The organism is Nesterenkonia sp. E16_10 (assembly GCF_017347085.1).
Taxonomy (GTDB): Bacteria; Actinomycetota; Actinomycetes; order Actinomycetales; family Micrococcaceae; genus Nesterenkonia.
In genome coordinates this window covers 20,669-43,240 of record NZ_JADPSA010000016.1, presented here as the reverse complement: position 1 = coordinate 43,240, position 22,572 = coordinate 20,669, and the positions used below count along the sequence as shown (strand labels likewise).

Below are 22,572 nucleotides of genomic sequence, written 5' to 3'. Positions count from 1 at the left end.
GACTCAGCGTGGAGACCCCATGGCGTCGGACGTCTTCGCCCCGACACGCACCTGCAGGTGTCCGCCGCGCACCGAGGTGGCACGGACGTCGGTGCAGTCGCGTTCCAGCGCAGTCCACGGATGGGCGTCGATGTCGGCGCCGCCCATCCAACAGGCGACCCTCGCCAGGGGTGTCAGCACCGAGCTTGGTCCGGTGGGCCGCTGCATGTCGAGCACGCCCAGCCGGGCCTGCTCCACGGTGAGCTTGCGCATGTGCGCCCAGGCGGCCTGCCAGGGCTGCATCAGGGAGAGCGCGTAGGTCGTCAGCGCCGCCTCGGAGAGCGCCTCTCCCCCGGCGCGCGTGATCTGGGTGGAGATCTTCGCGGGATCCAGAGTGGTGGCGTCGGCCTGGATCAGGATCACGTTGTCCCAGCCCTGGCGTGTGGCCTTCTTCCGGGCCTGGGCGAGCATGTCGGCGCTGCGGTCGATCCCGACGATCCTCCCGCCAGGACCTACCTGGTCCTGCAGCAGGGGGAAGTTCATCCCGGTGCCACATCCGAGATCCAGCACCTGCTCCCCCGCGGTCAGCTCCAGCAGCTCGATCAACCGCGCCCGGCCCGCCCCGTAGACGGGGTACTCCGCGGAAAGCAGGTCATAGAGCGGCGCGAAGGCGCTGTACTTCTCGATGGCGCTGATCCTTCCCCGTACGATGACACTGTTGATCTGAGCCGCGTCTCGGCTGCTCCTCCGACTGTACTCATTCCGGTCGCACAGGAACGTGTCCTGGTTTACAGACCGCTCAGATCGGCGCCCCTAAGCTTGCCCCATTCCCACCTGACCTGCGCAAAGGAACCGTTTATGGATCACCCGATCGACCTGCTGGTCATCGGCGGCGGCACTGCCGGGATCGTGGGATCCAAGACCGCCGCGCAGCTGGGTGCCCGGACCGTGCTCGTCGAAGCCCACCGGACCGGCGGCGACTGCCTCTGGACCGGTTGCGTGCCCTCCAAGACGATCCTCTCCGCCGCGGCACGTGCCGCCCAGGCACGGGAGACGGGCGACTCGGAACCGGACTTCGGGCAGGTGCGTCAGAGAATCCGCGACGCCATCGCCACGATCGAACCCGAGGACTCCCCGGAGGCCCTGGAGCGCGCCGGAGTGAGCGTGCTGCACGGTCATGCCCGGTTCACCGGCCCAGGTGAAGCGGAGATCGACGGGCGCCCGGTGCGGTTCCGCAGGGCGCTCATCGCCACCGGCAGCGCGCCTGCCGTGCCCTCGATCCCGGGCCTGGATGACGCCCAGACCGTCACCTCCGACACCGTCTGGGAGCTGACCTCGCTGCCTGCCCGTCTGGTGGTGCTCGGCGGCGGTCCCATCGCCTGCGAGCTGGGTCAGGCCTTCGCCCGACTCGGTTCCCAGGTGACGATCCTGGCGCGCTCCGGGCTGCTGCCCAAGGGAGACCGCGACGCCGCCGCCCTGGTGCAGGCCAGCCTGGAGCGTGACGGGGTGCAGGTCATCGACGACGACGAGGCAAGCCTCATCCGGCAGAGTCCAGACCGCCAGGGTTCAGCAGACCAGAACCCAGCCGGCTCCCTGATCATTACCAGCGCCGGACGCGAGCTCGAGGCAGAGGTCATCCTGGTCGCCACCGGCCGGACCCCGCGCTCTGCCTCCCTGGGCCTGGAGCACCTCGGGGTGGACCTTGACGAGCGCGGCCAGGTGCTGGTGGACGATTCGATGCGCACCTCCAACCGCTCGGTCTGGGCCGCCGGGGATGTCACCACGCACCCGAAGTTCACCCACCTCGCCGGGGTCCACGCCAGCACTGCCGCGTCCAATGCCGTGCTGGGTCTGCGCCGCAGCATCAGCCAGACCGTCCCGCGGATCACCTACACCTCCCCGGAGGTGGCCACCGTGGGGCTCACCGAGGCCACCGGCCCCGGGATGACCACCTCCACGGTCTCCCTGGAAGACACCGACCGCGCCGTGACCGAGGAATCCCGCGAAGGCTTCGTCCGGCTGGTGATCGACCGCCGGGGACGCATCCTGGGCGGCACGATCGTGGGCCCGCGGGCGGGGGAATCGCTGGGCGAGCTCTCGCTCGCCGTCGCACAGAAGATGACCACCCGGCAGCTGGCCGGTGTCACCCACGCCTACCCGACCTATAACGATGCGCTGTGGAACGCCGCCGTCGTCCATGCTCGGCAGGCGCTGGGCTCCCCCGTGGTCAAGACGCTCACCCGGGGGCTGGCCGCCGTCGCCCGCTACCGGGACACCAGAGGTGAGCAGACCCGAACCCAGGACCGAGCCCCGGGTGACCGGGCTCAGCGCAGCGCGTGAAAGCCGGCCAGGATGCGCTGGGCCGCGCTCAGGCACACCAGCACCGCCCAGACGCTTGCGATGTACACCGCGGCGGCCGGGAAGATCAGCCACAGGCTGTGCACCAGGACCGTCTCCCCGCCCTCGGCGAGCCCGCCGAGGAAGGAGAGCGAGCGCCCGTCGTCGAGCGTCTTGCCCTCCTTCTCAGCGATCGAGGAGAACGCCAGGAACGCGCCGCCGTTGATGTAGTAGGCGAAGAGCACCAGCAGAAACGGCAGCCAGGGGGCGTCGAAGGCTGCGGTGGCGCCGATCGCCACGCCGATCACGGTCGCGCCATAGACGATGAAGTCCGCGCAGATGTCGAAGAACCCGCCCTGGCCGGGGCTCTGCGATGAGCCCGGCGGCGATCCCGGTGCGCCCGAGGCTGAACCCTGCGCGGACCCCTGCGAAGACCCCTGGGCACGACGACGGCGCGCCAGCGGCCCGTCCAGGCCGTCGGCCACGCGGCAGAGCAGCCACATGAGCAGCGCCGGAATCCACAGTTGGGTCGCGGCCAACACCGCGCTGGCCAGACCCGCGATCAGGTTCAGCCCGGTGAGCCGGTTCGGCGTCACCCAGGGCACATCCAGCCATCCCGCCGCCCTGTCCAGTGCGGGGGCCAGTGTGGTGCGCAGCCGGGCGTCAAACATCTACGTCGCCTCGCCGTCTGCGAGCGCGGATCAGGTAGGCGGTCGCGGCCAGGGTCAGCAGGACCAGCACCGCGAAGGCCAGCTCGGCCTGCAGACCCGGCTGGAATCCGAAGGCGCCCAGTGCCAGGTAGCTCGCGGTGCCAGGAATGATGCCGATCAGCGTGCCCAGGACATAGGGCCACCAGCCCAGACTCGTCAGTCCGGCCGAGTAGTTGATCGCGGTGAACGGCAGCACGGGCACCAGCCGCACCCCGACCACGGCGAGGAAGCCGTGGCGCAGCAGGAGGTCTTCGACCTTCGCCACCCGGGTGCCGGTGAAGCGTTCCACAGCCTCCCGGCCCAGGGCGCGTCCGAGCCAGAAGGCACCGGCGGCGCCAGCCATGGCGGCGGTGTAGACGATCAGCAGACCGGGCCCGAATCCGAAGAGCACCCCGGCGGCGATGGAGAGCACGTTCTTTGGCACCGGGGCCAGGGTCAGCGCGGCGTAGGCCACTCCGAACCCGAGGGGCCCCCACCAGCCGGCCTCCGCCACGGTGCTGCGCATCTGATCCACGCCCGGGATCGGCAGCACCAGCGCGGCAACGGTGAACAGGATCAGCGCGATCCCCAGAGCCACCGCCTTGGCCACGGCCCTGCGGTGCGTGCCACCCGCAGCAGCCGGGTGCGTGCCATCTGGAGCCGGAGCCTCGCTACCCGCCGTCGACGCGCCACCAGCACCAGGGGCCTGGCCGCGCGCGGCCGGCACGCGCTGGCTCTCAGGCTCGATCTCGTTCACCCCATGACCCTACGTGAACGCCGACCACACCTCAGAAGGAACCGATGACCCGTCACAGACCACTGATCCGTCGGCGGACGCGCCGGGTGACGCTCGCCTCGGTGGCGGCCGGTGCGATGCTGCTCTCGGCCTGCGCCAGCGGCGCCGCCATCGAGACCGCAGAGTTCGCCGACTTCGACGCCGTGCTGCACGCCGCAGAGGGTCAGACCGTGGACCTGTGGATGTACGGCGGGGACGAGCAGGGCAACGCCTATGTGGATGATGAGCTGGCACCGGCGGCGGCGGAACTGGGCGTCACGCTGCGCCGGGTGCCGGTGACCGACACCGCCGACGCGCTGAACCGGGTGCTCAATGAGCAGCAGGCCGGGCGGGAGGACGGCTCGGTGGATCTGGTCTGGGTCAACGGGCCCACCTTCAGCACCGGGCGCCAGGCCGAGGCGTGGCGCTGCGGCTGGACCGAGATGCTGCCCAACATGGAGTTCACCGACCCGCAAGATCCGCTATTGACCGACGACTTCGGCACCCCGGTGGACGGCTGTGAGGCGCCCTGGCACAAGGCCCAGTTCAGCTACTTCTACAACTCGGAGACCTTGGCCGAGCCGCCGTCCTCGCTGCCGGAGCTGCTCGACTGGGCCGAGGCGAACCCCGGCCGGTTCAGCTACCCCGGTCCCCCGGACTTCACCGGAAGCGTCTTCCTGCGCGAGGTGATGATCTCCCAGGCCGGCGGCGCCGAGGAGATACCGCTGGAGTTCAGCGAGGAGAACTTCCAGGAGTACTCCCCAGCCGCGATCCAGACCTTGGAGGCCCTCGCCCCCTCGCTCTGGCGCGAAGGTGCCACCTACCCGCGGGACGAGCAGGCGCTGAACCAGCTGTTCAACGACGGCCAGGTGGACATCGGCATGACCTACGGCCCGGCACGGCTGACCGAACTCGTGGACTCCGGCGCGCTGCCGGACTCCACCCGGATCATGCCAATAGAGGAGGGCACCGTGGGCAACGCCAGCTTCCTGGCGATCCCGGCCAACGCCCAGGACGCCGCCGGTGCCATAGCGGTGGCGAACCTTGCCATGTCTCCGGACCAGCAGGCGATCAAGGCGGACCCGGAGGTCTGGGGCCAGTTCACGGTGCTCGACGCCGAGCGGCTGGACTCCGAGGACCGCAACCGTTTCGAGGAGCTTCCGAGCTCCCCGGTGGTGCCGGACTATGCGGAGCTCTCCGGCAACGCGCATCCGGAGCTGGACTTCGACTGGGTCCCCGCCCTGGATGAGGCCTGGCGAGAATCCGTGGCACGGCGTTGAGCCGGGCCGCGCTGCTCGCGGCACCGGCGGTGCTGCTGGTGGTACTGGTGCTCGGCGCCGCCCTGCTGACCGCGCTGCTGCAGAGCCTGGGGCTCCTGCCGCTCTTCGGGGAACCGGAGTTCAGCACCGCGGCCTGGACCGACGGCGGGGCTCTGGTCGAATCGGCAGGCGTCTCCCTCTACATCGCGACGACGTCCACCCTGCTCGCCGTCGTGGTCGGGTTTCTGATCGCCGCCTATGCGCTCACCGCGGGCCGCGGAGGTCGGCTGATTGCGGCGCTGAGCGCGGCCACCATCCCGATCCCGCACCTGGTGGCCTCCGGCGCCATCGGGCTGCTGCTCACCGATGCCGGGTTCCTGGCCCGGCTGCTCGGCATGCCCGAGGGGTTCCCGCAGCTGGTGGGCACCGACTGGTGGACCGCGGCGATCCTCGAGTTCGCGTGGAAGGAATCCGCGTTCGTCGCCCTGGTGGTGCTCGGCGGGATCTCCCGCTCGGCGGCGGCGCTGAGCGAGACCGCCGCGACCCTGGGCGCCTCGGCCCGGCAGCGGATCCTCCATGTGATCCTCCCGCTGGCCCGGCTGCCGCTGGGCGTGGCCGGGCTGGTCGTGTTCGTCTACACCTTCGGCTCCTATGAGGCGCCCTGGCTGCTGGGCCCGGTGGCCCCGGAGCCGCTCTCGGTGCGCGCCGTGCGGCTCTTCGGCTCGGTGGATCTGGCCGCCCGACCCGAGGCGATGGCCACCGCTCTGACCTCGGTGGGGATCGCCGTCGCCGTGATCGGGTTGGGAGTGCTCGGTCTGGCCCTGCTCGCCCGCGGCTCGCGACGGCGCTCGCCACGCCGCTCGCAACAACACTCCCAGCTTCCCTCGAGCCGCCGATCAGGAGCCGGGTCATGAGCGCGCTCGCCAGTGGGCCCGCCCGCATGGGTTCCCGGCGACCACGTGCCGCGCTATCCCTGCGGCGGGTCCTCCCCGTGGTCCTGGGGACGGCGCTGCTGATCTGGGTCCTGCTGCCGCTGGTCCCGGTGGCGCTGTGGTCCGTGGCCGGAGAATGGCGGGCCCCGGCGGTGCTGCCGGAGGCATGGTCGTCCCAGGCACTGACCACCCTGGTGTCTCCCGAGGTCCTGCAGGCGGGACTGCGCTCGGCGGCCCTGGGCCTGGGCGTGGCGGTCACCGGCACCGTGCTGGGAGCCCTGGCCGCCTTCGGGCTGCGCCAGCTTCCGCGCACCCAGGCACGAATCCTGGGATTCATCCTGTTGGCCCCGCTGGCGATCCCGCCCTTCGCCCTGGTCATGGGCGCGAACGTGCTGCTGCTCTCCGCCCGAGTGCCCACCTTCGCCGCGGTGCTGATCGTGCTCACGGTCACCGCGCTGCCGTATACCGCCTATATGTTCCACGTCGCGCTGGCCTCCTATGACTGGCGCTTCGAGGAGGTGGCCCGCACCCTGGGCGCCTCCCCCACCCGGGTGCTGCTCAGCGTGCGGATGGCGCTGCTGGCGCCGGCGATCGCCCGCGCCGGGTTCCTCGCCTTCCTGGTGGGCTGGAGCGACTACATCACCACGGTGCTCATCGGTGGTGGCCAGCTGCGCACGCTGCCGATGCTGCTGGGCTCGGCCGCCTCGACCACCGGGGGCGAGCAGCTCACCGCCGCACTCTCCCTGGCGATGATCGCCCCGCCCGTGATCCTGCTGATCCTCTTGGCCCGCTGGGGCCAGCGTGGAAGGAGCCCGCAATGAGTTCGAGCCTGAGCTTCGAGTCCATCTCCCACCGCTTCGGCACCGAGCAGGTGCTTGATGACATCACGCTGACCGTGCCGGAGAGCAGCTGTGTCGCCCTGCTGGGCGCCTCCGGAAGCGGGAAGTCCACACTGCTGCGCATCGCGGCCGGTCTGCTGGACCCCTCCGCGGGCGCGGTGCTGATCGACGGTGAGGACGTCACGGCCCTCGACGCCGAGCACCGCGAGTCCGGGCTGATGTTCCAACGCCCGCTGCTGTTCCCGCATCTGAGCGTGGTGGACAACGTGGCCTTCGCCGCCCGGATGGCGGGGCGCACCAAGGCCGAGGCACGGCGTCAGGCCCGGGAGTACCTGGAGCTGGTGCAGCTGGGCGAGTATGCCCGGCGGATGCCCGGGGAGCTCTCCGGCGGGCAGGAGCAGCGGGTCGCCCTGGCCCGCGCCCTGGCCCGGCAGCCCCGGATCCTGCTGCTGGATGAACCCTTCAGCTCGCTGGATCTGCGGCTGCGCGAGGACATGTATGACCTCATCGACTCTATCCGGGACCAGCTGCGCCCCACCATCGTGTTGGTCACCCATGACCGGCGGGAGGCCGCCATCCTGGCGGACACCATCGCGGTCCTGGACCACGGGCGGATCCTGCAGCACGCCCCGGTGGCCCGGATCCACCACCAGCCGGCCTCGCCGGCGGTGAACCGGATCCTCGGCGGACTCAACGAGGTCCCGGGGGTGGTCCGCGCCGGGGCGCACCACTCACCCCTGGGCCGGATCCCGGTCCCGCAGGACACCCCGGAAGGTCCGGGGCTGCTGATGCCGCGGCAGGAGTCGCTCCAGCTCACGACCGACGACGACGCTCGCCCCGGTGCCCGCGGCACCGTCACCCAGGTCCGGCCCTCCGGGGCGCACAGCCTGGTCCGGGTCGAGCTGGAGCCGGGCCCCGGTGAAGCACCGGTCACCGTGGCGATCGAGGTCACCGGGACCCCCGCGCTGCGCCCCGGAGATGCTGCCGGAGTGGCACTGGGCGGCGTCGTCGGCTGGGTGGTGCCCCTGTAGCGCTCGAGGAGCCCGGGCCCTCCGAACTGTGTGCTGGGTTGCAGACCTGGCTGGCCTGGCACTCCTACCGTGGTCAGTGCGTTCACCACGGGGCGCTGTCACAGTTGGAGAAGGGAGCAGGAGATGTCCATGATGGAGACACCCAACGCATGCGTGCATCACCTGACCCATGCTTCAACCTGCGGTGATCAGCCATGGTCGCCACAGAGACGGGAGAGAGAGCCCTTGAGCTTCGCCACCGATGACTTCACCTGCCTCAATGAGGTGGACCTCTTCGCAGACCTGAGTCCTGCCGAGATGACGGCCCTGGACCAGATGCTCCCGGAGCGCCGATTCAGCGCCGGGGAGCTGGTGTTCTCCCAGTCCGAGCCGGTCAGCGCGCTGTTCGTGCTGAAGTCAGGCCGGGTCCGGGTCTTCCGGGTGGCCGAGGACGGGAAGACCCTCACCCTGGCGATCCTGGAACCCGGCGCGGTCTTCGGGGAGATGCTGCTGGTAGGTCAGCGGATGTATGAGAACTATGCCGAGGCCATCGAGGAGTCGGTCATCTGCCAGCTCACGGCCGAGGACGTGGAGCGGCACCTGGTGGCGGATCCGCGCATCGCGCTGCGGATCGCGAAGCTGCTCGGTGATCAGGTGGCGCGCCTGGAGGAACGGCTGACGGACCTGGCGCTGCGCCCGCTGGCGGCCCGCACCGCCAAGACGCTGCTCACCCTCGCCCGCACGGCGCCCACCACCGCGCTGAGCTCCCGGCTGGGACACAGCGGCACCATCCGGATCACCCACGAACAGCTCGCCGGTCTGCTCGGAGCTACCCGTGAGGGGACCAGCAAGGTGCTCTCCGAGTTCGCCACGCAGGGATACATCCGGCAGGCCCGCGGCCGGATCACCGTGAAGGATGCGCAGGGTCTGCGGACCGCCGCCCGCATGACCGCCTAGAAGCTTCCGCCGCCCATCTTTGTCCGGGCGGCGGTACCCGTATGAGAGAAAGGCATCACCATGTCACGAGTCACCAATGAAACCGTGGAATCCGCGCCGGAGAGCGTGACGCCCGAGCTGAAGGACCTGGAGCAGAAGTTCGGCAAGGTCCTGAACATCCACGGCGCGATGGCCTCCTCCCCGGTGGTCCTGCAGACCTACGTGGCGATCCAGCAGGTCATCGAGGACTACGGCACCTTCGACGCTCCGACCCGCGAAGCGATCGCGCTGGCCGTCGGGAACGTGAACGAATGCACGTACTGCCAGTCCGCGCACACCCAGGGCGCCAAGGGTGCCGGCCTCAGCGAGGAGCAGACCGTGGCCATCCGCCGCGGTGACGTGGACTTCGACCCCAAGCTGCATGCCCTGCTGCAGGTGGCCCGCGAGGCGGCCGCGGAGAAGGGCAACGTCCAGGACGCCACCTGGCAGGCCGCGCTCGACGCCGGCTGGAGCACCCAGGAGCTCACCGAGCTCACCAGCCATGTGGCGCTGAACCTCTACACCAACTACTTCAACCACATGGTGAAGACCGAGCTGGACGTCCCGGCTGCGCCCTCGCTGTAACCGGACTGCCGGGGCGGCGGCTTCGGGCCACCGAGGCTTTCCGTCGGTCTGACGCGGCGACCGTGGCTGACTGGTGGCGGGCGTCCCCTCGTGGGACGCCCGCCATCGGCGTGTCTGGTGCCCTCCGAGGCCCACCTAACATCCAGCCAACGCCCAGCCTCCCCCAGCAGGGTTGACCCATGGCAAGCAACCGGCAGCAGACCGTCACCGTCGGCGGTCATAAGCTCCGGCTCTCCAATCTGGACAAGGTCCTCTTCCCCGCCTCAGGCACCACCAAGGGTGAGGTCGTCCACTACTTCCAGACCGTCGCAGACGCGATGCTCCCGCACACCAAGAACCGGCCCGCCACCCGTAAGCGTTGGCCCGATGGCGTCGGCTCGGAAGACAAGCCCCCTGAGCCGTTCTTCCGCAAGAACCTCGAAGACTCCGCCCCGAAGTGGGTCCCGCGCCAGGAGCTGGAGCATTCGGATCACAGCAACATCTACCCGCTCGCCAACGAACCCGCCGTGCTGGCCTGGTTCGGACAGGTCGGCGCACTGGAGATCCACGTCCCGCAGTGGCGCTTCAACCGCGAAGGTCAGCCGCAGAACCCAGACCGGCTCGTGCTGGACCTGGATCCCGGGCCCAGCGCGGAGCTGGCCGACTGCGCGCAGGTGGCCCGCTGGTGCCGCGAGATCCTCGATGAGATGAACCTGCCCTCGGTCCCGGTCACCTCCGGGTCCAAGGGCATCCACCTCTACGCCGCGCTCAACGGCAGCTACACCTCGGAGCAGGTCTCCCAGGTGGCCCATGAGCTGGCCAAGGCCCTGGAGACCGATCACCCGGATGCGGTGGTCAGCGACATGAAGAAGTCGCTGCGCCAGGGCAAGGTGCTCATCGACTGGTCGCAGAACAACCGCAATAAGACCACCATCGCCCCCTACTCACTGCGCGGCCGCCCCGGATCCTCCGACGGACCGTATGTTGCCGCCCCGCGGACCTGGGAGGAGCTTGAGGATCCGGACCTCGCCCAGCTGGAAATGCACCAGGTCATGGGCCGGATCGCCTCGGGCACGGACCCGTTGGCTGACTTCACGCCCGACGACGACGCCGCGGACGCCCTGCCGGAGACGCAGGATGCACTGTCGACCTACCGGTCGATGCGCGATGCCGCGAAGACCCCCGAGCCGGTCCCCTCCGACTCACCTGCGTCCCGGACCGAGGATCCGATCTTCGTGGTCCAGGAGCACCACGCCACCGCGCTGCACTATGACACCCGGCTGGAGCGCGACGGGGTGCTGGTCTCCTGGGCGGTGCCCAAGGGGCCTCCGTTGGATGTCGGCCAGCAGCGGCTGGCAGTGATGACCGAGGACCACCCGATCGAATACGCCGAGTTCGAGGGCACCATCCCGAAGAACGAATACGGCGGCGGTGAGGTGACCATCTGGGACACCGGCACCGTGGAGATCGAGAAGTGGGAGCAGGCCGAGGGTTCCGGCAAGGTGGTCTTCGTCCTGCACGGTCAGCCCGAGGGAGGCCTGGGTGGGGTTCCGCGCCGTTACGCGCTGGTGCAGACCGATGAGGCGGGCAAGAACTGGCTGATCAGGTTGACCAAGGACCAGCCGAAGGCTGGGGAGTCCTCAGGTACCTCGTCTTCACCGGAGAAGTCCACGAAGCGGCCTGGCAAGCGCGGCAAGTCCGACGAGGACGCCGAGTTTCCGGACCCGCTGCCCTCCCCCATGCTCGCCTCCCCCGGCAAGCCCACCGACATCCGCGGCAAGGGCTGGGTGCTGGAGGGCAAGTGGGACGGCTACCGCGCCATCGCCGCGGTCCACGCCGATGGCCGGGTGGAGATCCGAAGCCGCAACGGCAAGGACTTCACCCAGGTCTTCCCCGAACTGGCCGAGATCGCGGACCTCGTCCCGGCAGGCACCGTGGTCGACGGTGAGATCGTCGCTCTGAACTCGAGCAGTCGCCCAGACTTCGGTCTACTGCAGCGCCGGGGCAAGCTGACCAAGGCGAAGGAGATCGAGCAGACCGCGAAGAAGATCCCGGTGCACCTGATGCTCTTCGACGTACTGCACACCGCCGAGCATGGCGACCTCACCGGTGAGCCCTATGTACGCCGCCGGGAGATCTTGGAGGAGCTCGCCGAGAGCGGCAAGTACGTGCAGGTCCCAGGCGACCTGGGTGATTCCCTGGACGAGGCCATGGATGTCAGCCTGGAGCTCAAGATTGAAGGACTCGTGGCCAAGCGCGCCGACAGTCCCTACCGCGCGGGGCGACGCTCCGAGGACTGGGTGAAGCTCAAGCACGAGAGCCACGCCGACGTCGTGATCATCGGCTGGCGCCAAGGCAAGGGTGCGCGCGCCAAGACCTTCGGCTCGCTATTGCTGGGCATGACCGACGACGACGGCGAGCTCCGCTACGCCGGGCGGGTCGGCACCGGCTTCAGCGACGTGGAACTGACTGATCTCCGCGCCCAGCTGGAGAAGCTGGTCCGCAAGACCGCCCCGGTGGATGACGTACCCGCCGAGGATTCCTCAGACGCCACGTGGGTGACACCCAAGGTCACTGCCGAGGTGCGCCACTCTGGGGTGACCAGGGACAACCGGCTGCGCCACCCCACATGGAGGGGCGTTCGGACGAACAGCGGGCCCTGAACTTTGCTCAGCGCGTACGCGCTGTACTCAAAACCTCTGATCCGTAGACTGCGAATGAAGACGCACATACCCAACACAGGAGAACGATATGACTGATATGACTGCCAACGAGCTCGTCAAGAAGCTGAACAGCATCGGCACCTGCATGTTCACCACCGTGGATCAGAACCACCGGATCGTCTCCCGTCCGATGGGCGTCACCGAGATCGACGACCAGCACAAGTTCTGGTTCTTCACCCCACTGAACTCGGACAAGGTCGAGGACATCATCGGTGAGGGCGAGGTCAACCTGGGCTTCGTGGATTCACACACCTGGGTCTCCATCGCCGGTAGCGCCCAGGTCATCGATGATCTCGAGCGCAAGAAGGAGCTGTGGGACCTGGGCCCGAAGGCCTACTTCGAGGGCGGCCCTGAGGATCCCAACGCGGTGCTCATTGAGGTGACCCCGGAGACCGCCCAGTACTGGGAGGGCCCGGGCAAGGCTGCGGCACTGGTCAAGATGGCGAAGGCTTCGCTCTCCTCGGAGACCCCGAACATGGGCGACCAGGGGCGCGTGGAGCTGTAAGCGGCTCAGATTTTGAATAGGGGCGGGGAACTTCGGTTCCTCGCCCCTTCTCATTTCCGAAATTGAGTGTCACAGCTCCGCTTCCAATCATGTACTACCGGCACAGATGAACGCACTGCTTTCTAGGACGCTTCCCCATCGACACCCATGCCTTGGATGTCGCTCGACTTTGCCTCTAAGTCCGTGACCTGACAACGTCGCAGAGGGCCGACAGAACCGGAGTAGCCAACCCGATCTGGTGACCCGCGGCTACAATTGCACCACCAATCGTGTCGACCTCAGTTCGACGACCTTCCTCGACATCCGTCGTCATTGAGGTCTTATGCGCAGCGTGCCGGACAAAAGCCCTCTCAAGGGAGGACCAAACCTTGTCGCTGTTGACGGCTATGCCACTAGCGCGTGCCACCGAGACAGCCTCTTCGAACACGGAGTCCACCAGCCGCCGCGAGGGTTCCCGTGTGCCTGTAGCGCCGACCGTAAGTCCGGTTGCGCCACCAATGGTGTTCGCGACCGCGTTGAAAATCAATTTCTCCCAGATTGGCACGCGGACCTCTATATGGGCGCTTGCATTCAATCCGGCGTCACTTAGCGCTGTCGCCACCGTCTCGGCGGCTGGCGAGATGCCTTGGCCCGGCAACGTGTCTCCGAGGGTTACGTGGCCGTCTGCAGAACCGATCAGGGTCTCCCCCAGTCTGTTCGCGGGAAAGTCCGTCACACCGACCAGAGTGCGCCCGGGGCCCAGGAGCTTCAAGAGGGCTTCCTCGTTACCCAAGCCGTTTTGCAGGGTTAACCCAATTGTGTAGTCGCGAATCAGGTGACGTACTGAAGAGACGGCCGCCCTGGTGTGACACCCCTTGGTGAAAATCATGAGCAACTCGACCGGCTCTTTCACGTCCATGGCCAGCGCAGCATCCACTGACGTCTGAATGCAAGAGACTGGAGTCTGTACTGTTACTCCACTCTGGTTCAATGCGCTAATCGTAGGTTCCGAGGTGTCGATGAGGACTACGTCGTTGTCACACGCCGTAAGTTTGGCACCAAATAACTGACCCATGGCGCCTGCGCCGACAATCGCGATTCGCACTGAAGTTCCTCCAGATGAGTGTAGAGCGGCCATAGACGACACGTGTAACACCCGAATACCTGATAAATTCATCATCTCGGGAAATAGATAATCAATTACAATCCGCAGGCCATGTTGAGTAGGCCGCCAGAGAGGCCCCTCTTCCAACTGTTAGCGGAGCGCCCAGAGATCTATAACGACCGCGCCAGGGTTCCTGGCGCCTGAACCGACCACCACTGTGGACTCAAGCCATGCCAGCTCCCGCCCCGCAACCTCGAAGCGTGGCGAACAGCGAAAATAGATGCGTTCTGCCGGAACGTGCTCTCCTCTGACCAAGGAGGATATGTCATCCGCCGAACCGCTTCGGAGTGCCTGGTTCGTGACATAAATTCGTTCCCCATTGTCAGCCTCGATCACGTACCGAGCATCGAGGTCGGTGACCGTTTCAGAGCGAAGAAGTTGGAAGTCTGCTCCGCCCGGGAGAATACTCCCACTAAGCTTTGGGCCGGTTGCCTTACCCCCAAGAATTGGGATCACTCGTCGCCCGCCGGCATGGGTAGTTCCGACTTCGATAGGCTGGCCTACAAGGATTTCGAACCGGCAGAGGAACTCTAATTCCGGCACGGTCGGGACATTCTCTGACATTGCGGATAATCTCTTTCGATTGCTAACCCGTAAGGAACGACATTTTTCCTGCTGGTGTTCCACTCTAGAAGAACTTGTTCTCAGTGGTGACGGGCGAAGCTGCCACGCGACTCGACGCCTCAGCAGTCGCACTGCAATTAGTCCACAAGTGATGGCAGCCAAAGTACGACATCAGGAAATGCGAAGAAGAACACGATCATTAAGATCTCTAGTACAACGAACGGCCAAACTCCCCTAAAAACATCAGATGTTCTTATTTTCGCAGCGCCTGCGACGACAAAACAGTTGATCCCTACGGGCGGTGTGACCATCCCAATTTCAATCAATTTGACTATGAGAATTCCTAGCCAGATTCCATCGAAGCCCATCTCTGTGGCTACGGGATAGATCAGCGGAACCGTGATGACCAAGATCGAGATCGACTCCAAGGCCATACCCAGTGGAATCAGTAGTGCGAGCAAGAGCGCCAAGATCAACCAATCAGGGAGTTCCAGCGACGTGAGTGAGTTAGCCACTGACTGTGGCACTCGAGCCACCACGAAGAACAGTGAGAGGATTCCCGAACCGACGATGATGGCGAACACCATACTCGTAGTCTTTGCGGTCTCCTTCAGAGCCTCTCCGAGCTGAGCCCCGATCTCTCGAAGCCCATCCCGCCGGTATTCGAGCACAACCATAAACAGTGCAAAGGTTGCCCCGATGGCGGCTGATTCCGTTGCGGTGAAAATTCCTGAATATATACCACCCATAATGATCGCGAAAATGATCGCTAGTCGAAACACGCCCCGCCACGGAAGCGAACTGCTCTTCTGTCGACTCCTGGACTCGCTAATTTCGGAGTTCAAACGACCACTTAGATCACTCGAAGCACTATCTGCTGTTACCAGCGTCATTTTCCTAGTTTTGATCAGGATGTACATCGCGTACGAAAGGGCCGAGAGGACACCGGGAACTATGCCTGCAGCCAACATTCTGCCAATCGACTCGCCGGTGAGAATCGCATAGAGCACCAGGAAGAGGCTTGGAGGAATCATTGCCCCCAATGTTCCGGCCACAGCGACCAGAGCGCCGGCGAGGCTCACCGGGTATCCGGCCTTGCGCATTTCTCCAATCGACAGTTTCGACATCGTGGCGGCAGTACCGATGCTGGACCCTGAGACGGCGGCGAAGCCCGCGCAGGCCGCCACCGTCGCGATCCCCAACCCTCCAGGCAGTTTCCGGATCGCACGCCGCGCCACCGTGAAAACCTGTTCCGCGATTCTAGCTCTGACGGCAAAGATCCCGAGCAGAATGAACATGGGAATAATGGTCAGACTAAAGGTCGAAGTCTGCTCGAAGGACGTCGAAGCCAGAGTTCGCGTTACAAACGTCGTGTCCCGAAGGACCAGGAGGCCAACGCTGCCTGAGATCGCCAGTGCAATCCACACTGGCATGCGAGTTAAAAGCAATCCAACTAAGATAGCAATAACGAGGAGTACTACCAAGCTGACACTCATGCTTTTACCTCCCCTTGGCTAGGACGATCTTTAGAAACATTTTCTGCATTCTCTTCAGTACTATTCTCTTCGTCTATAGATAGATGATTTGAGTCATTTTCTTCGCCCAGCAGCAGTTCGTTACGGAAAGACAAGTACGTGTTGACCAGTGCTACCAGCAGAAAAGCAACGTAGCCAATAACGATGAGCCACCGCGCGGGCCAGAGGGGCCAGTCCATCAGGCCAACGGTAATCTCGCCTGACGCTGTACTCTCCATTGCTCGTTCGAAGCTTGCGTAGATGAACCATGTGACCATGAGGGATCCCAGCAACCAGACAACTCCCGCGATCTTCCGAGCCATACGACGGGGGAGCTTTTCAGTTAATAGGTCCACGGAAACGTGTGAATTGGTAGTGCCGGTATAGGCAAGACCCAAGAAGACGGTGGCGACGAGGGCACTCTCGCTCATCTCCAATAAGCCTGGGACAGAGCTGCCCAACGCATTCCTAGCGAGAACATCGACGGTCACCGCCACCATGATCGCGACAGTCGCCGTCGATGCGAGTATCCCGAGGGGCGCCGACAGTCTCAAGGTGCCTCGACGAAGAAGACTGGATAACTTGCTAGGTTGGTTCAAAGACATGGCATGTCCTAGGTTCTTCGGTGGTGGGCGCCCTACACGGCGCCCACCACCGACTCGAAGTTGAGGGACCGGTTAGGTTAGCTGCGTTCGGCGCAGACCACCGTCGGGTCTTCACGAACCTCACCCTCGTAGGAGGCAAGCTTCTCCTTGTAGGTGGTGAGGTATCCCTCGGCGTCTTCGAGACCATTGCTCTCCGCGTCTTCAACCCACTGTCGTTCCAGGGTGTCGCCCAGTTCGTCGTTCCAGCGCTGGGTATCGGCTTCGTCCCACTGCTTCAAATCGCCGATAGTCTCCAGGAGTTCGTCACACTGCTCGAGGGTGACCTCGTCGTAGATGCGCTGAGCATGCTCTCCGTTGTATTCCTCTGTGACTTCGTCGACCACTGCACGGTGTTCCTCTGAGAGATCGCTGTAGACGCCGGCATTCATCCACATCCCGATCGTGGTGTACGTTCCAATGCCTGGGTCCGTCCATTCCGGAAGAATGTCTTTCAACTGATAGGCAACGGTGCCGTCCAAGGGAAAGCCGGCAGCGTCGGCCACTCCTCGCTCCAGGCCCTCATAGGTTTCCGGCGCTGTTAGCGTCACTGAGTTTGCGCCTGCTGCGTCTACTGCCTGCTGGGCATACTGGCCCGACATTCGCAGTCGCAGGCCTTCGAGTTCATCAATAGAGGACAGGTCGTCCTGACCTCCTAGGAGCATCCGGCCGGGAGGCACATGAGCAATTGGATGCAAATCGTTCTCCTCCCACAGTTGCGCTGCTCCGTCATGCTCAGTGCTCAATTCATAAACCGCCAACGTGACAGCCTCACTGTTGGGATTGAGGAACGGAATACTCGATATGGTCGCCTGAGGGAAGAGCTGAGACGAGTAATCCGTGATGGTCTGGCCAACGTCTGCGCGTCCGTCGCGAACACACTCCGGGATTTCAGATGCGCTGCAGAGTGAGTCGGCTGCGGCGATATTGAACGTGATCTGGCCATCACTACGCTGTTCGATCTCGTCGTACCACCATTCCGCCATCCTCTCCGAGACGCTATCGGGAGTAGCCCATGAAGCCACGTTCAATTCCACTGCACTCTCGTCGCCGCTGTTGGCCCCACCGCAGGCGGTGAGCCCCAAAGCTAGAACCGCTGCTCCGGCGGCAACCTGAGCCCCACGGGCCCTAGGGGCACTCTTAATGTTTTTTAACGACATGATTCTCCTAAGATGCGTAATCTAACTTTGAGATGATTGTGGAGGGCAGCAACGGCGGGCAACCCGGGACTGCGACGCTTCTAGACGACTTGTACGTCGAGAAGTAGCGGGCCAGAAGAGCGCAGAGCCTCCAAGTACGCGGCCTCAAACTGCTCGCGGGTGGAGACCCGCTTGCCCGGAACTCCATAGCCCTCAGCAATAGACACGAAATCGATCCCGTCGAGATGCAATCCGGGCACGTCAGGTGAGCCCATCCGCTCAGCGAAACCAGCGAGTGCGCCATACCCAGAATTGTTGACGACCACAAAGATTGTTCGAGTCTGATGTTTCGCTGCCGTATAGAGCGCAGTGACTCCGTAGTTGAAGGAGCCATCGCCGACTGTGGCAATGATCGTCCTTGAGGGGTCGCCGAGAGCCATCCCCACCGCCACGGGAAGCCCGAAACCGAGCCCTCCCGAAGCCGGAAAGTGATACATCCCCGGGCGTTCGATCGCTATCCGTTCGAGGTACTCCAGATCCAGAGTCGTGGTCTCGTTGACATAGCACACGGATTCATTCACATGAGCGTTGAGTACCTCAAGTATCTCGGTGCCGGTCATTCCTTCAGGAGAAGTTCTTGCCGCGGGTAACTGCCGTGAGCCCCGATCACCCCGACGAGCACCTCGATCTGTGACTTTCGAAGCCAACGACTTGGTCGCCCAAGCCACATCCGTGACCACCGAGCTACCGAACGAGGCCCGTGTGGCTTCTCGTGCGTCTTGCGTGACGTGAAGCATCTGCGTCCCGGACTCGAGATAGTTACTTGGCTCCCATCGGTGGTATCTGAACATGGCCGCCCCCAGCACTAGGACGACATCGTGCCCCGCTAGGCTGTCCCGTACTGACTCGATACCGGGAACGATCACTCCCTTGAAGTTCGGGTGTGTCGTTGGAAACGGTCCTCGAGAAGGTGACGGGGCGACGTATACAGAAGCATCTAGCTTCTCAGCTAGCTCCATTGCGGCGTGATGGACGCGCACGTCGTTCACTGAGGCCGCGTCTAACTGGGGCCCAACGACCAACGCAGGACTCTCCGCAGCATCTAGGACCGATACCAGGCCCTCAAGCTGTTGTTCGCTCAGCGCTTGGCCGGTTGTTACCCTCCTGGCAGTCAAAAGTGCATCGTCCTCAAGCGCAGGCTCTGCCCAGTCATCAAGCGGAACCGATAGGTAAACGGGGCCACAGGGTTGGGTCGAAGTCTCTAGTACGGCCTGGGATATGGCGCGAGGAACGTCTGCGGCAGACAGTGGCTCGTGGGAATATTTAACGAGCGGGGCAGGCAGAATCGAAGCATCCACATTGGCGAGCATCGACTCCTGACCCACGGTGCGACGAACCTGCTGACCTGCCAAAATAACCATTGGCGTGTGTCCATATTTAGCGTTGGTCAAAGCCCCCATCGCATTACCGGACCCAGAGGCAGCGTGCAGGTTAACGAGGGCAGGCTTACCGGTCGCACGTGCGTACCCCTCGGCTAGCCCCACGACTACTTGTTCGTGCAAACCTAGAACGAAATTAAATTTGCTACTTAGCCCTGCTAGAAATGGTATTTCATTCGATCCTGGATTGCCAAATATGGTGGTAATTCCGTGAGATTCAAGCACATTCAGACTTGACTCGAGGACAGTTTTTTCGCTCATATACTATTTACACGCCCTATCTTGTCGCACAACTGGACCAGTCTTTCGATGCCCAAGACTGAATTAGCCACGGGCGGCGCGCTGTGAGATCACCAACGGCGGCCGCGGTCCGCTAAAAGGGCACTGGACCCATTGCGGAGCGGACGCCGATCCAATGCAGGGTCGTAAAATCATCAATCGCCTGATCGCCATTGAAGCGTCCTATTCCTGAATTTTTTTCGCCGCCGAACATGATGTTCGGCTCGTCGTTGACTGTCGAATCATTGACGTGAGTCATTCCAGCTTTGACACTTCGAGCGAACCTCACGCCTCGTTCGATATCGCGTGTGAACACTGCTGAGGAAAGTCCGAACTCGGTATTGTTTGCCATCTTCAGGGCCGAATCTTCGTTTTCTGCCTTAATAATTCCAATCACCGGGCCAAAGATCTCTTCGACGGCAATTTGCATATCCTCTGTCACGTCTGCAAATACGTGAGGGCCGACCGTTCGACCATCCACGTGGCCCCCATAGACTTCCCGAGCGCCTTGTCTCCGCGCCGAATCTATGAGCTGAACAACCGATGAGGTCTGTGCATCGTTGATAATGGGGCCAAGGAGAACTGATTCATCTGTTGTGTCGCCCACCACTAGCTCACTAACCCGCGCCGCAAACTTTTCAACGAACTCGTCGTACACCTTCGCATCTACAATGACTCGGTTTGCCGCCATACAGATTTGACCTTGATGAAGGAACTTAGCCATCAACGCACCATTGACGGCGCCGTCAAGGTCCGCGTCGTCCAACACGACTAGTGGCGCGTTACCCCCGAGCTCTAATGCCACGTGCTTCATGTAGCCCTGGGCGGCCAGCGCACCTACCCGCTGACCCACAGGCGTGGAACCGGTGAAGGAGATCATGGACGGCACAGGATGCTGCACAATCCTGTCTCCTATCTCAGAACCAGCGCCGGCTACGACCGACAGCAATCCTGCCGGGAGACCGGCTTCCTCGAAGATCTCAGCAACGATGAGACCTCCCGATACCGTCGTATCCGAGGCCGGCTTCAGCACCACAGCGTTTCCGAGTGCCAGAGCAGGTGAAACTGAGCGGATAGACAGATGCAGGGGAAAGTTCCAAGGAGAAATCACACCGATAACGCCTCGCGGCTCGCGGTACACGCGATTCTCTTTGCCAGGAAAAGCCGAAGGCTGAATAGTTCCGTGGGAACGGTTGGGGAAAGTCGCCGCTTCTCGTGTGATGCCAATTGCGGAGCTCACTTCAATGTTCGCCTTGAGCGCCGAAGAGCCCGCCTCGATCCTGAGCAAGCTAGTAATTTCGGACCGTCTACGTTCCAAGATCTCGGCGGCCCGTGCAACGACCATGGCCCGCTCACCGGGGGGAACACTGGCCCACTCCCGTTGCGCGAGGGCTGCGGCTTCATAAGCTTCATCCACGTCACCGGTGGATGCTCCTGGGAAACTTCGAAGCTCACTACCATCTACTGCAACAGTGATACTGATGGCACGTTCGGAGGCACCGTCCCTCCACTCTCCCCCGATGAAACAACCGGCTTTGAGTCCTTCAACGACCGCAGTGGTGGCATCGCGGATGGCGATATTCGAGCTCATGCTGTGACTCCTGGTATGTCGCTGCGTCCCTCAAGACGCTGCCTATGCTGGGTGCATCACCACCGTATGCGACGCAGATCACACAAAACCAATAAATGATTAGCGATTTACCTATAGACGAGGACTATAGGTGGAGTCGACCTGGAGCTTCCTGTGCTTTCCGTGTCGTTCAGGCAGTTCTTTGCATCCTGGTGGTGGCCCACTGCGTGAACCAAGCATTGGCTGCGGAGGTTGGATGGGAAGCCGTATGCGCTCGAATCAGTGCGGTAAATGTGCCTTGCGGCAATGGCCACGTTTCTATGTCCCAGAGAGAGCTCCACGCGCCAATAATTGCGTGTGGCACGAAGGCTATGAGGTCGGATGCACTGACGATCGCTGGAATCGCCGAGAAGGCGGGCAGATACACCGATCCCTCCACCGGTTCTGGCAACAGCGATTCCACGAGCGTGTGCCCCAAAGTGTTGCGGGCAACCACTCTTGGTAATTGCGACAGCTGTTCGAAGGTAGGACTCCCGCTCCCGAACCGACCCTTTCTTGCAACACAGCAATACAGGTCAGGGCGGACGACCGAGCTGCGGAGCTTGCCCGGCAGGACCGTCGAAGCAACGGCCAGATCAATTCGCCCGGCAGCTAAGTCTTCGGAAGCGCTATCGACGTCTAGGTTCAAGACCTCGAGGGTCGCGTGTGGGGCTTCCCGAGTGAGAGCAGGGACCAGCGTAGGCAGGAATATCGTTTGGCCAAGATCCGTCAATGCCATTCTGAAGGTCTCTACCGTAGTTGCTGGGTCGAAGTGCGATACAGCACGCACCGCAGCGTCCACGGCGCCCGGAATGTGGCCGACCTTTGCATAGAGCTCAGTCGCAGAGCGAGTGGGCTCGATACCACGACCGACACGAATAAAAAGCTCTTCACCGGTCTCTCGACGCAAGCGATTCAACGCCTGGGTAACAGTCGGCTGGGATAAGTGAAGACGCTCTGCGGCGGCAGTCACTGAGCCCTCTTCGTGGACGGCTACAAATACTCGAATCAGGTTCAGATCCAAGCCAACACCTCTTCGCGGTTAGTGCCACGACGAGAAAGATCGTCGCTAAATACTATACTTGTAGCTATTTTGTCATTTTAAAGCTCTTTTAAATACTCTCACCAGAATCCACTTATTCTATGGGACGGTCCGACATCAGTACTCCTCGCGGATGTAGCCGTGGGCTTGGGTAAAGATGCCTTTGCCGCCGTTCTTGTGTTTGACGCAATGGGCCTTGCACATTTCCTTGAGGACCTGCCGATCCCCAGACTTCGTCTTTTGCCACCCGGTAAGCCGGACACCGCGCACCACATCGTCGATGTCAGCCACCACTTTGACCGCGCTGATGGGCATACCCTATAACCTGGAGGCCTCGAACAGCTCGGTCAACGCCGCCTCGCCCTGCTCCTGTCGGGGGACCTCCTCGGCCGCTTTCTCCGCGACCAGGCAGCGCGCCCCGGTGGTTCAGAGTTCGTCCAGTGATTTTAGCCTCGGCGTCTTCGGTGTCCACATCATCCCGCGACCGCTTACCTGGCACCAGGTTCTCGAGTGTCCCAGCGTCCAGCGTCCAGCGTCCAGCGTCCAGCACGACCATGTCCGGACCCTGCGGGACCTCCAAAGTGGTCGGCTCACCCAAGAATGAGAGAACGATT

21 protein-coding genes are annotated in these 22,572 nt (G+C 63.6%); 9 read left to right on the top strand and 12 right to left on the bottom strand.

Annotated features, from left to right (window positions below; translation table 11 throughout):
- Positions 1-3: 3 nt before the first annotated feature.
- Positions 4-585, bottom strand: coding sequence for a class I SAM-dependent methyltransferase (locus tag I2487_RS04820; RefSeq protein ID WP_255545954.1), 582 nt, complete (start codon positions 583-585; stop codon positions 4-6).
- A 252-nt stretch (positions 586-837) separates the two neighbouring features.
- Here I2487_RS04820 and I2487_RS04815 point away from each other — a divergent pair, with 252 nt between their 5' ends.
- Entirely contained in the window at positions 838-2,319 is a 1,482-nt protein-coding gene (locus tag I2487_RS04815; RefSeq protein WP_207170839.1) for a dihydrolipoyl dehydrogenase family protein, read from the top strand.
- On the opposite strand, the gene I2487_RS04810 is transcribed toward I2487_RS04815, so the two are convergent.
- Entirely contained in the window at positions 2,304-2,987 is a 684-nt protein-coding gene (locus I2487_RS04810) for a CDP-alcohol phosphatidyltransferase family protein (RefSeq protein WP_207170838.1), read from the bottom strand. The genes I2487_RS04815 and I2487_RS04810 overlap by 16 nt on opposite strands.
- Positions 2,980-3,762 (bottom strand): TVP38/TMEM64 family protein, encoded by a 783-nt coding sequence (locus tag I2487_RS04805; RefSeq protein WP_345941334.1) that lies wholly within the window; start codon positions 3,760-3,762, stop codon positions 2,980-2,982. The genes I2487_RS04810 and I2487_RS04805 overlap by 8 nt, the downstream gene beginning before the upstream one ends.
- Before the next feature lie 44 nt (positions 3,763-3,806).
- Between I2487_RS04805 and I2487_RS04800 the strand changes: the two genes are divergently transcribed.
- The 8 genes from I2487_RS04800 to I2487_RS04765 all read left to right on the top strand — a co-directional run bounded on the left by I2487_RS04800 (position 3,807) and on the right by I2487_RS04765 (position 12,587).
- Positions 3,807-5,060, top strand: a complete 1,254-nt coding sequence (locus I2487_RS04800) for an ABC transporter substrate-binding protein (protein ID WP_207170837.1) — start codon at positions 3,807-3,809, stop codon at positions 5,058-5,060.
- The gene (locus tag I2487_RS04795) at positions 5,057-5,953 is read left to right on the top strand and encodes an ABC transporter permease family protein (RefSeq protein WP_207170836.1); all 897 of its coding nucleotides are present in this window, start codon (positions 5,057-5,059) and stop codon (positions 5,951-5,953) included. The genes I2487_RS04800 and I2487_RS04795 overlap by 4 nt, the downstream gene beginning before the upstream one ends.
- Positions 5,950-6,792, top strand: coding sequence for an ABC transporter permease (locus I2487_RS04790; RefSeq protein WP_207170835.1), 843 nt, complete (start codon positions 5,950-5,952; stop codon positions 6,790-6,792). The genes I2487_RS04795 and I2487_RS04790 overlap by 4 nt, the downstream gene beginning before the upstream one ends.
- The gene (locus I2487_RS04785; protein WP_207170834.1) at positions 6,789-7,841 is read left to right on the top strand and encodes an ABC transporter ATP-binding protein; all 1,053 of its coding nucleotides are present in this window, start codon (positions 6,789-6,791) and stop codon (positions 7,839-7,841) included. The genes I2487_RS04790 and I2487_RS04785 overlap by 4 nt, the downstream gene beginning before the upstream one ends.
- 225 nt (positions 7,842-8,066) lie before the next feature.
- Positions 8,067-8,777: a Crp/Fnr family transcriptional regulator gene (locus I2487_RS04780; protein ID WP_255545953.1), complete on the top strand. Its 711-nt coding sequence runs from the start codon at positions 8,067-8,069 to the stop codon at positions 8,775-8,777.
- A 60-nt stretch (positions 8,778-8,837) separates the two neighbouring features.
- A complete protein-coding gene (locus tag I2487_RS04775) occupies positions 8,838-9,380 on the top strand; it encodes a carboxymuconolactone decarboxylase family protein (protein ID WP_207170833.1) in 543 nt (180 codons plus the stop codon).
- Positions 9,381-9,559: 179 nt separating this feature from the next.
- On the top strand, positions 9,560-12,022 hold the full coding sequence (locus tag I2487_RS04770; RefSeq protein ID WP_207170832.1) for an ATP-dependent DNA ligase: 2,463 nt from the start codon (positions 9,560-9,562) through the stop codon (positions 12,020-12,022).
- Positions 12,023-12,110: 88 nt separating this feature from the next.
- The gene (locus tag I2487_RS04765; protein WP_207170831.1) at positions 12,111-12,587 is read left to right on the top strand and encodes a pyridoxamine 5'-phosphate oxidase family protein; all 477 of its coding nucleotides are present in this window, start codon (positions 12,111-12,113) and stop codon (positions 12,585-12,587) included.
- Positions 12,588-12,762: 175 nt separating this feature from the next.
- Here I2487_RS04765 and I2487_RS04760 read toward each other — a convergent pair whose 3' ends face one another.
- From I2487_RS04760 to I2487_RS04720, 9 genes are all read right to left on the bottom strand, one after another.
- A complete protein-coding gene (locus tag I2487_RS04760; protein WP_255545952.1) occupies positions 12,763-13,704 on the bottom strand; it encodes a ketopantoate reductase family protein in 942 nt (313 codons plus the stop codon).
- A gap of 117 nt (positions 13,705-13,821) precedes the next feature.
- Complete coding sequence (locus I2487_RS04755; RefSeq protein ID WP_207170829.1) at positions 13,822-14,295, bottom strand: DUF3237 domain-containing protein; 474 nt, start codon at positions 14,293-14,295, stop codon at positions 13,822-13,824.
- Positions 14,296-14,432: 137 nt separating this feature from the next.
- Positions 14,433-15,791 (bottom strand): TRAP transporter large permease, encoded by a 1,359-nt coding sequence (locus I2487_RS04750; protein ID WP_207170828.1) that lies wholly within the window; start codon positions 15,789-15,791, stop codon positions 14,433-14,435.
- Positions 15,788-16,309, bottom strand: a complete 522-nt coding sequence (locus tag I2487_RS04745; protein ID WP_255545967.1) for a TRAP transporter small permease — start codon at positions 16,307-16,309, stop codon at positions 15,788-15,790. Before I2487_RS04745 ends, I2487_RS04750 begins: the two co-directional genes overlap by 4 nt.
- Before the next feature lie 182 nt (positions 16,310-16,491).
- A complete protein-coding gene (gene dctP, locus I2487_RS04740) occupies positions 16,492-17,610 on the bottom strand; it encodes a TRAP transporter substrate-binding protein DctP (RefSeq protein WP_207170826.1) in 1,119 nt (372 codons plus the stop codon).
- Positions 17,611-17,690: 80 nt separating this feature from the next.
- Positions 17,691-19,289: a benzoylformate decarboxylase gene (mdlC, locus tag I2487_RS04735; protein ID WP_207170825.1), complete on the bottom strand. Its 1,599-nt coding sequence runs from the start codon at positions 19,287-19,289 to the stop codon at positions 17,691-17,693.
- A gap of 112 nt (positions 19,290-19,401) precedes the next feature.
- Positions 19,402-20,898, bottom strand: coding sequence for an aldehyde dehydrogenase family protein (locus I2487_RS04730; protein WP_207170824.1), 1,497 nt, complete (start codon positions 20,896-20,898; stop codon positions 19,402-19,404).
- A 169-nt stretch (positions 20,899-21,067) separates the two neighbouring features.
- Positions 21,068-21,940, bottom strand: coding sequence for a LysR family transcriptional regulator (locus I2487_RS04725; RefSeq protein WP_207170823.1), 873 nt, complete (start codon positions 21,938-21,940; stop codon positions 21,068-21,070).
- A 135-nt stretch (positions 21,941-22,075) separates the two neighbouring features.
- Positions 22,076-22,273 carry a hypothetical protein gene (locus I2487_RS04720; RefSeq protein WP_207170822.1) on the bottom strand — a complete coding sequence of 66 codons (198 nt, stop codon included), beginning with the start codon at positions 22,271-22,273 and terminating at the stop codon, positions 22,076-22,078.
- Positions 22,274-22,572 lie beyond the last annotated feature (299 nt).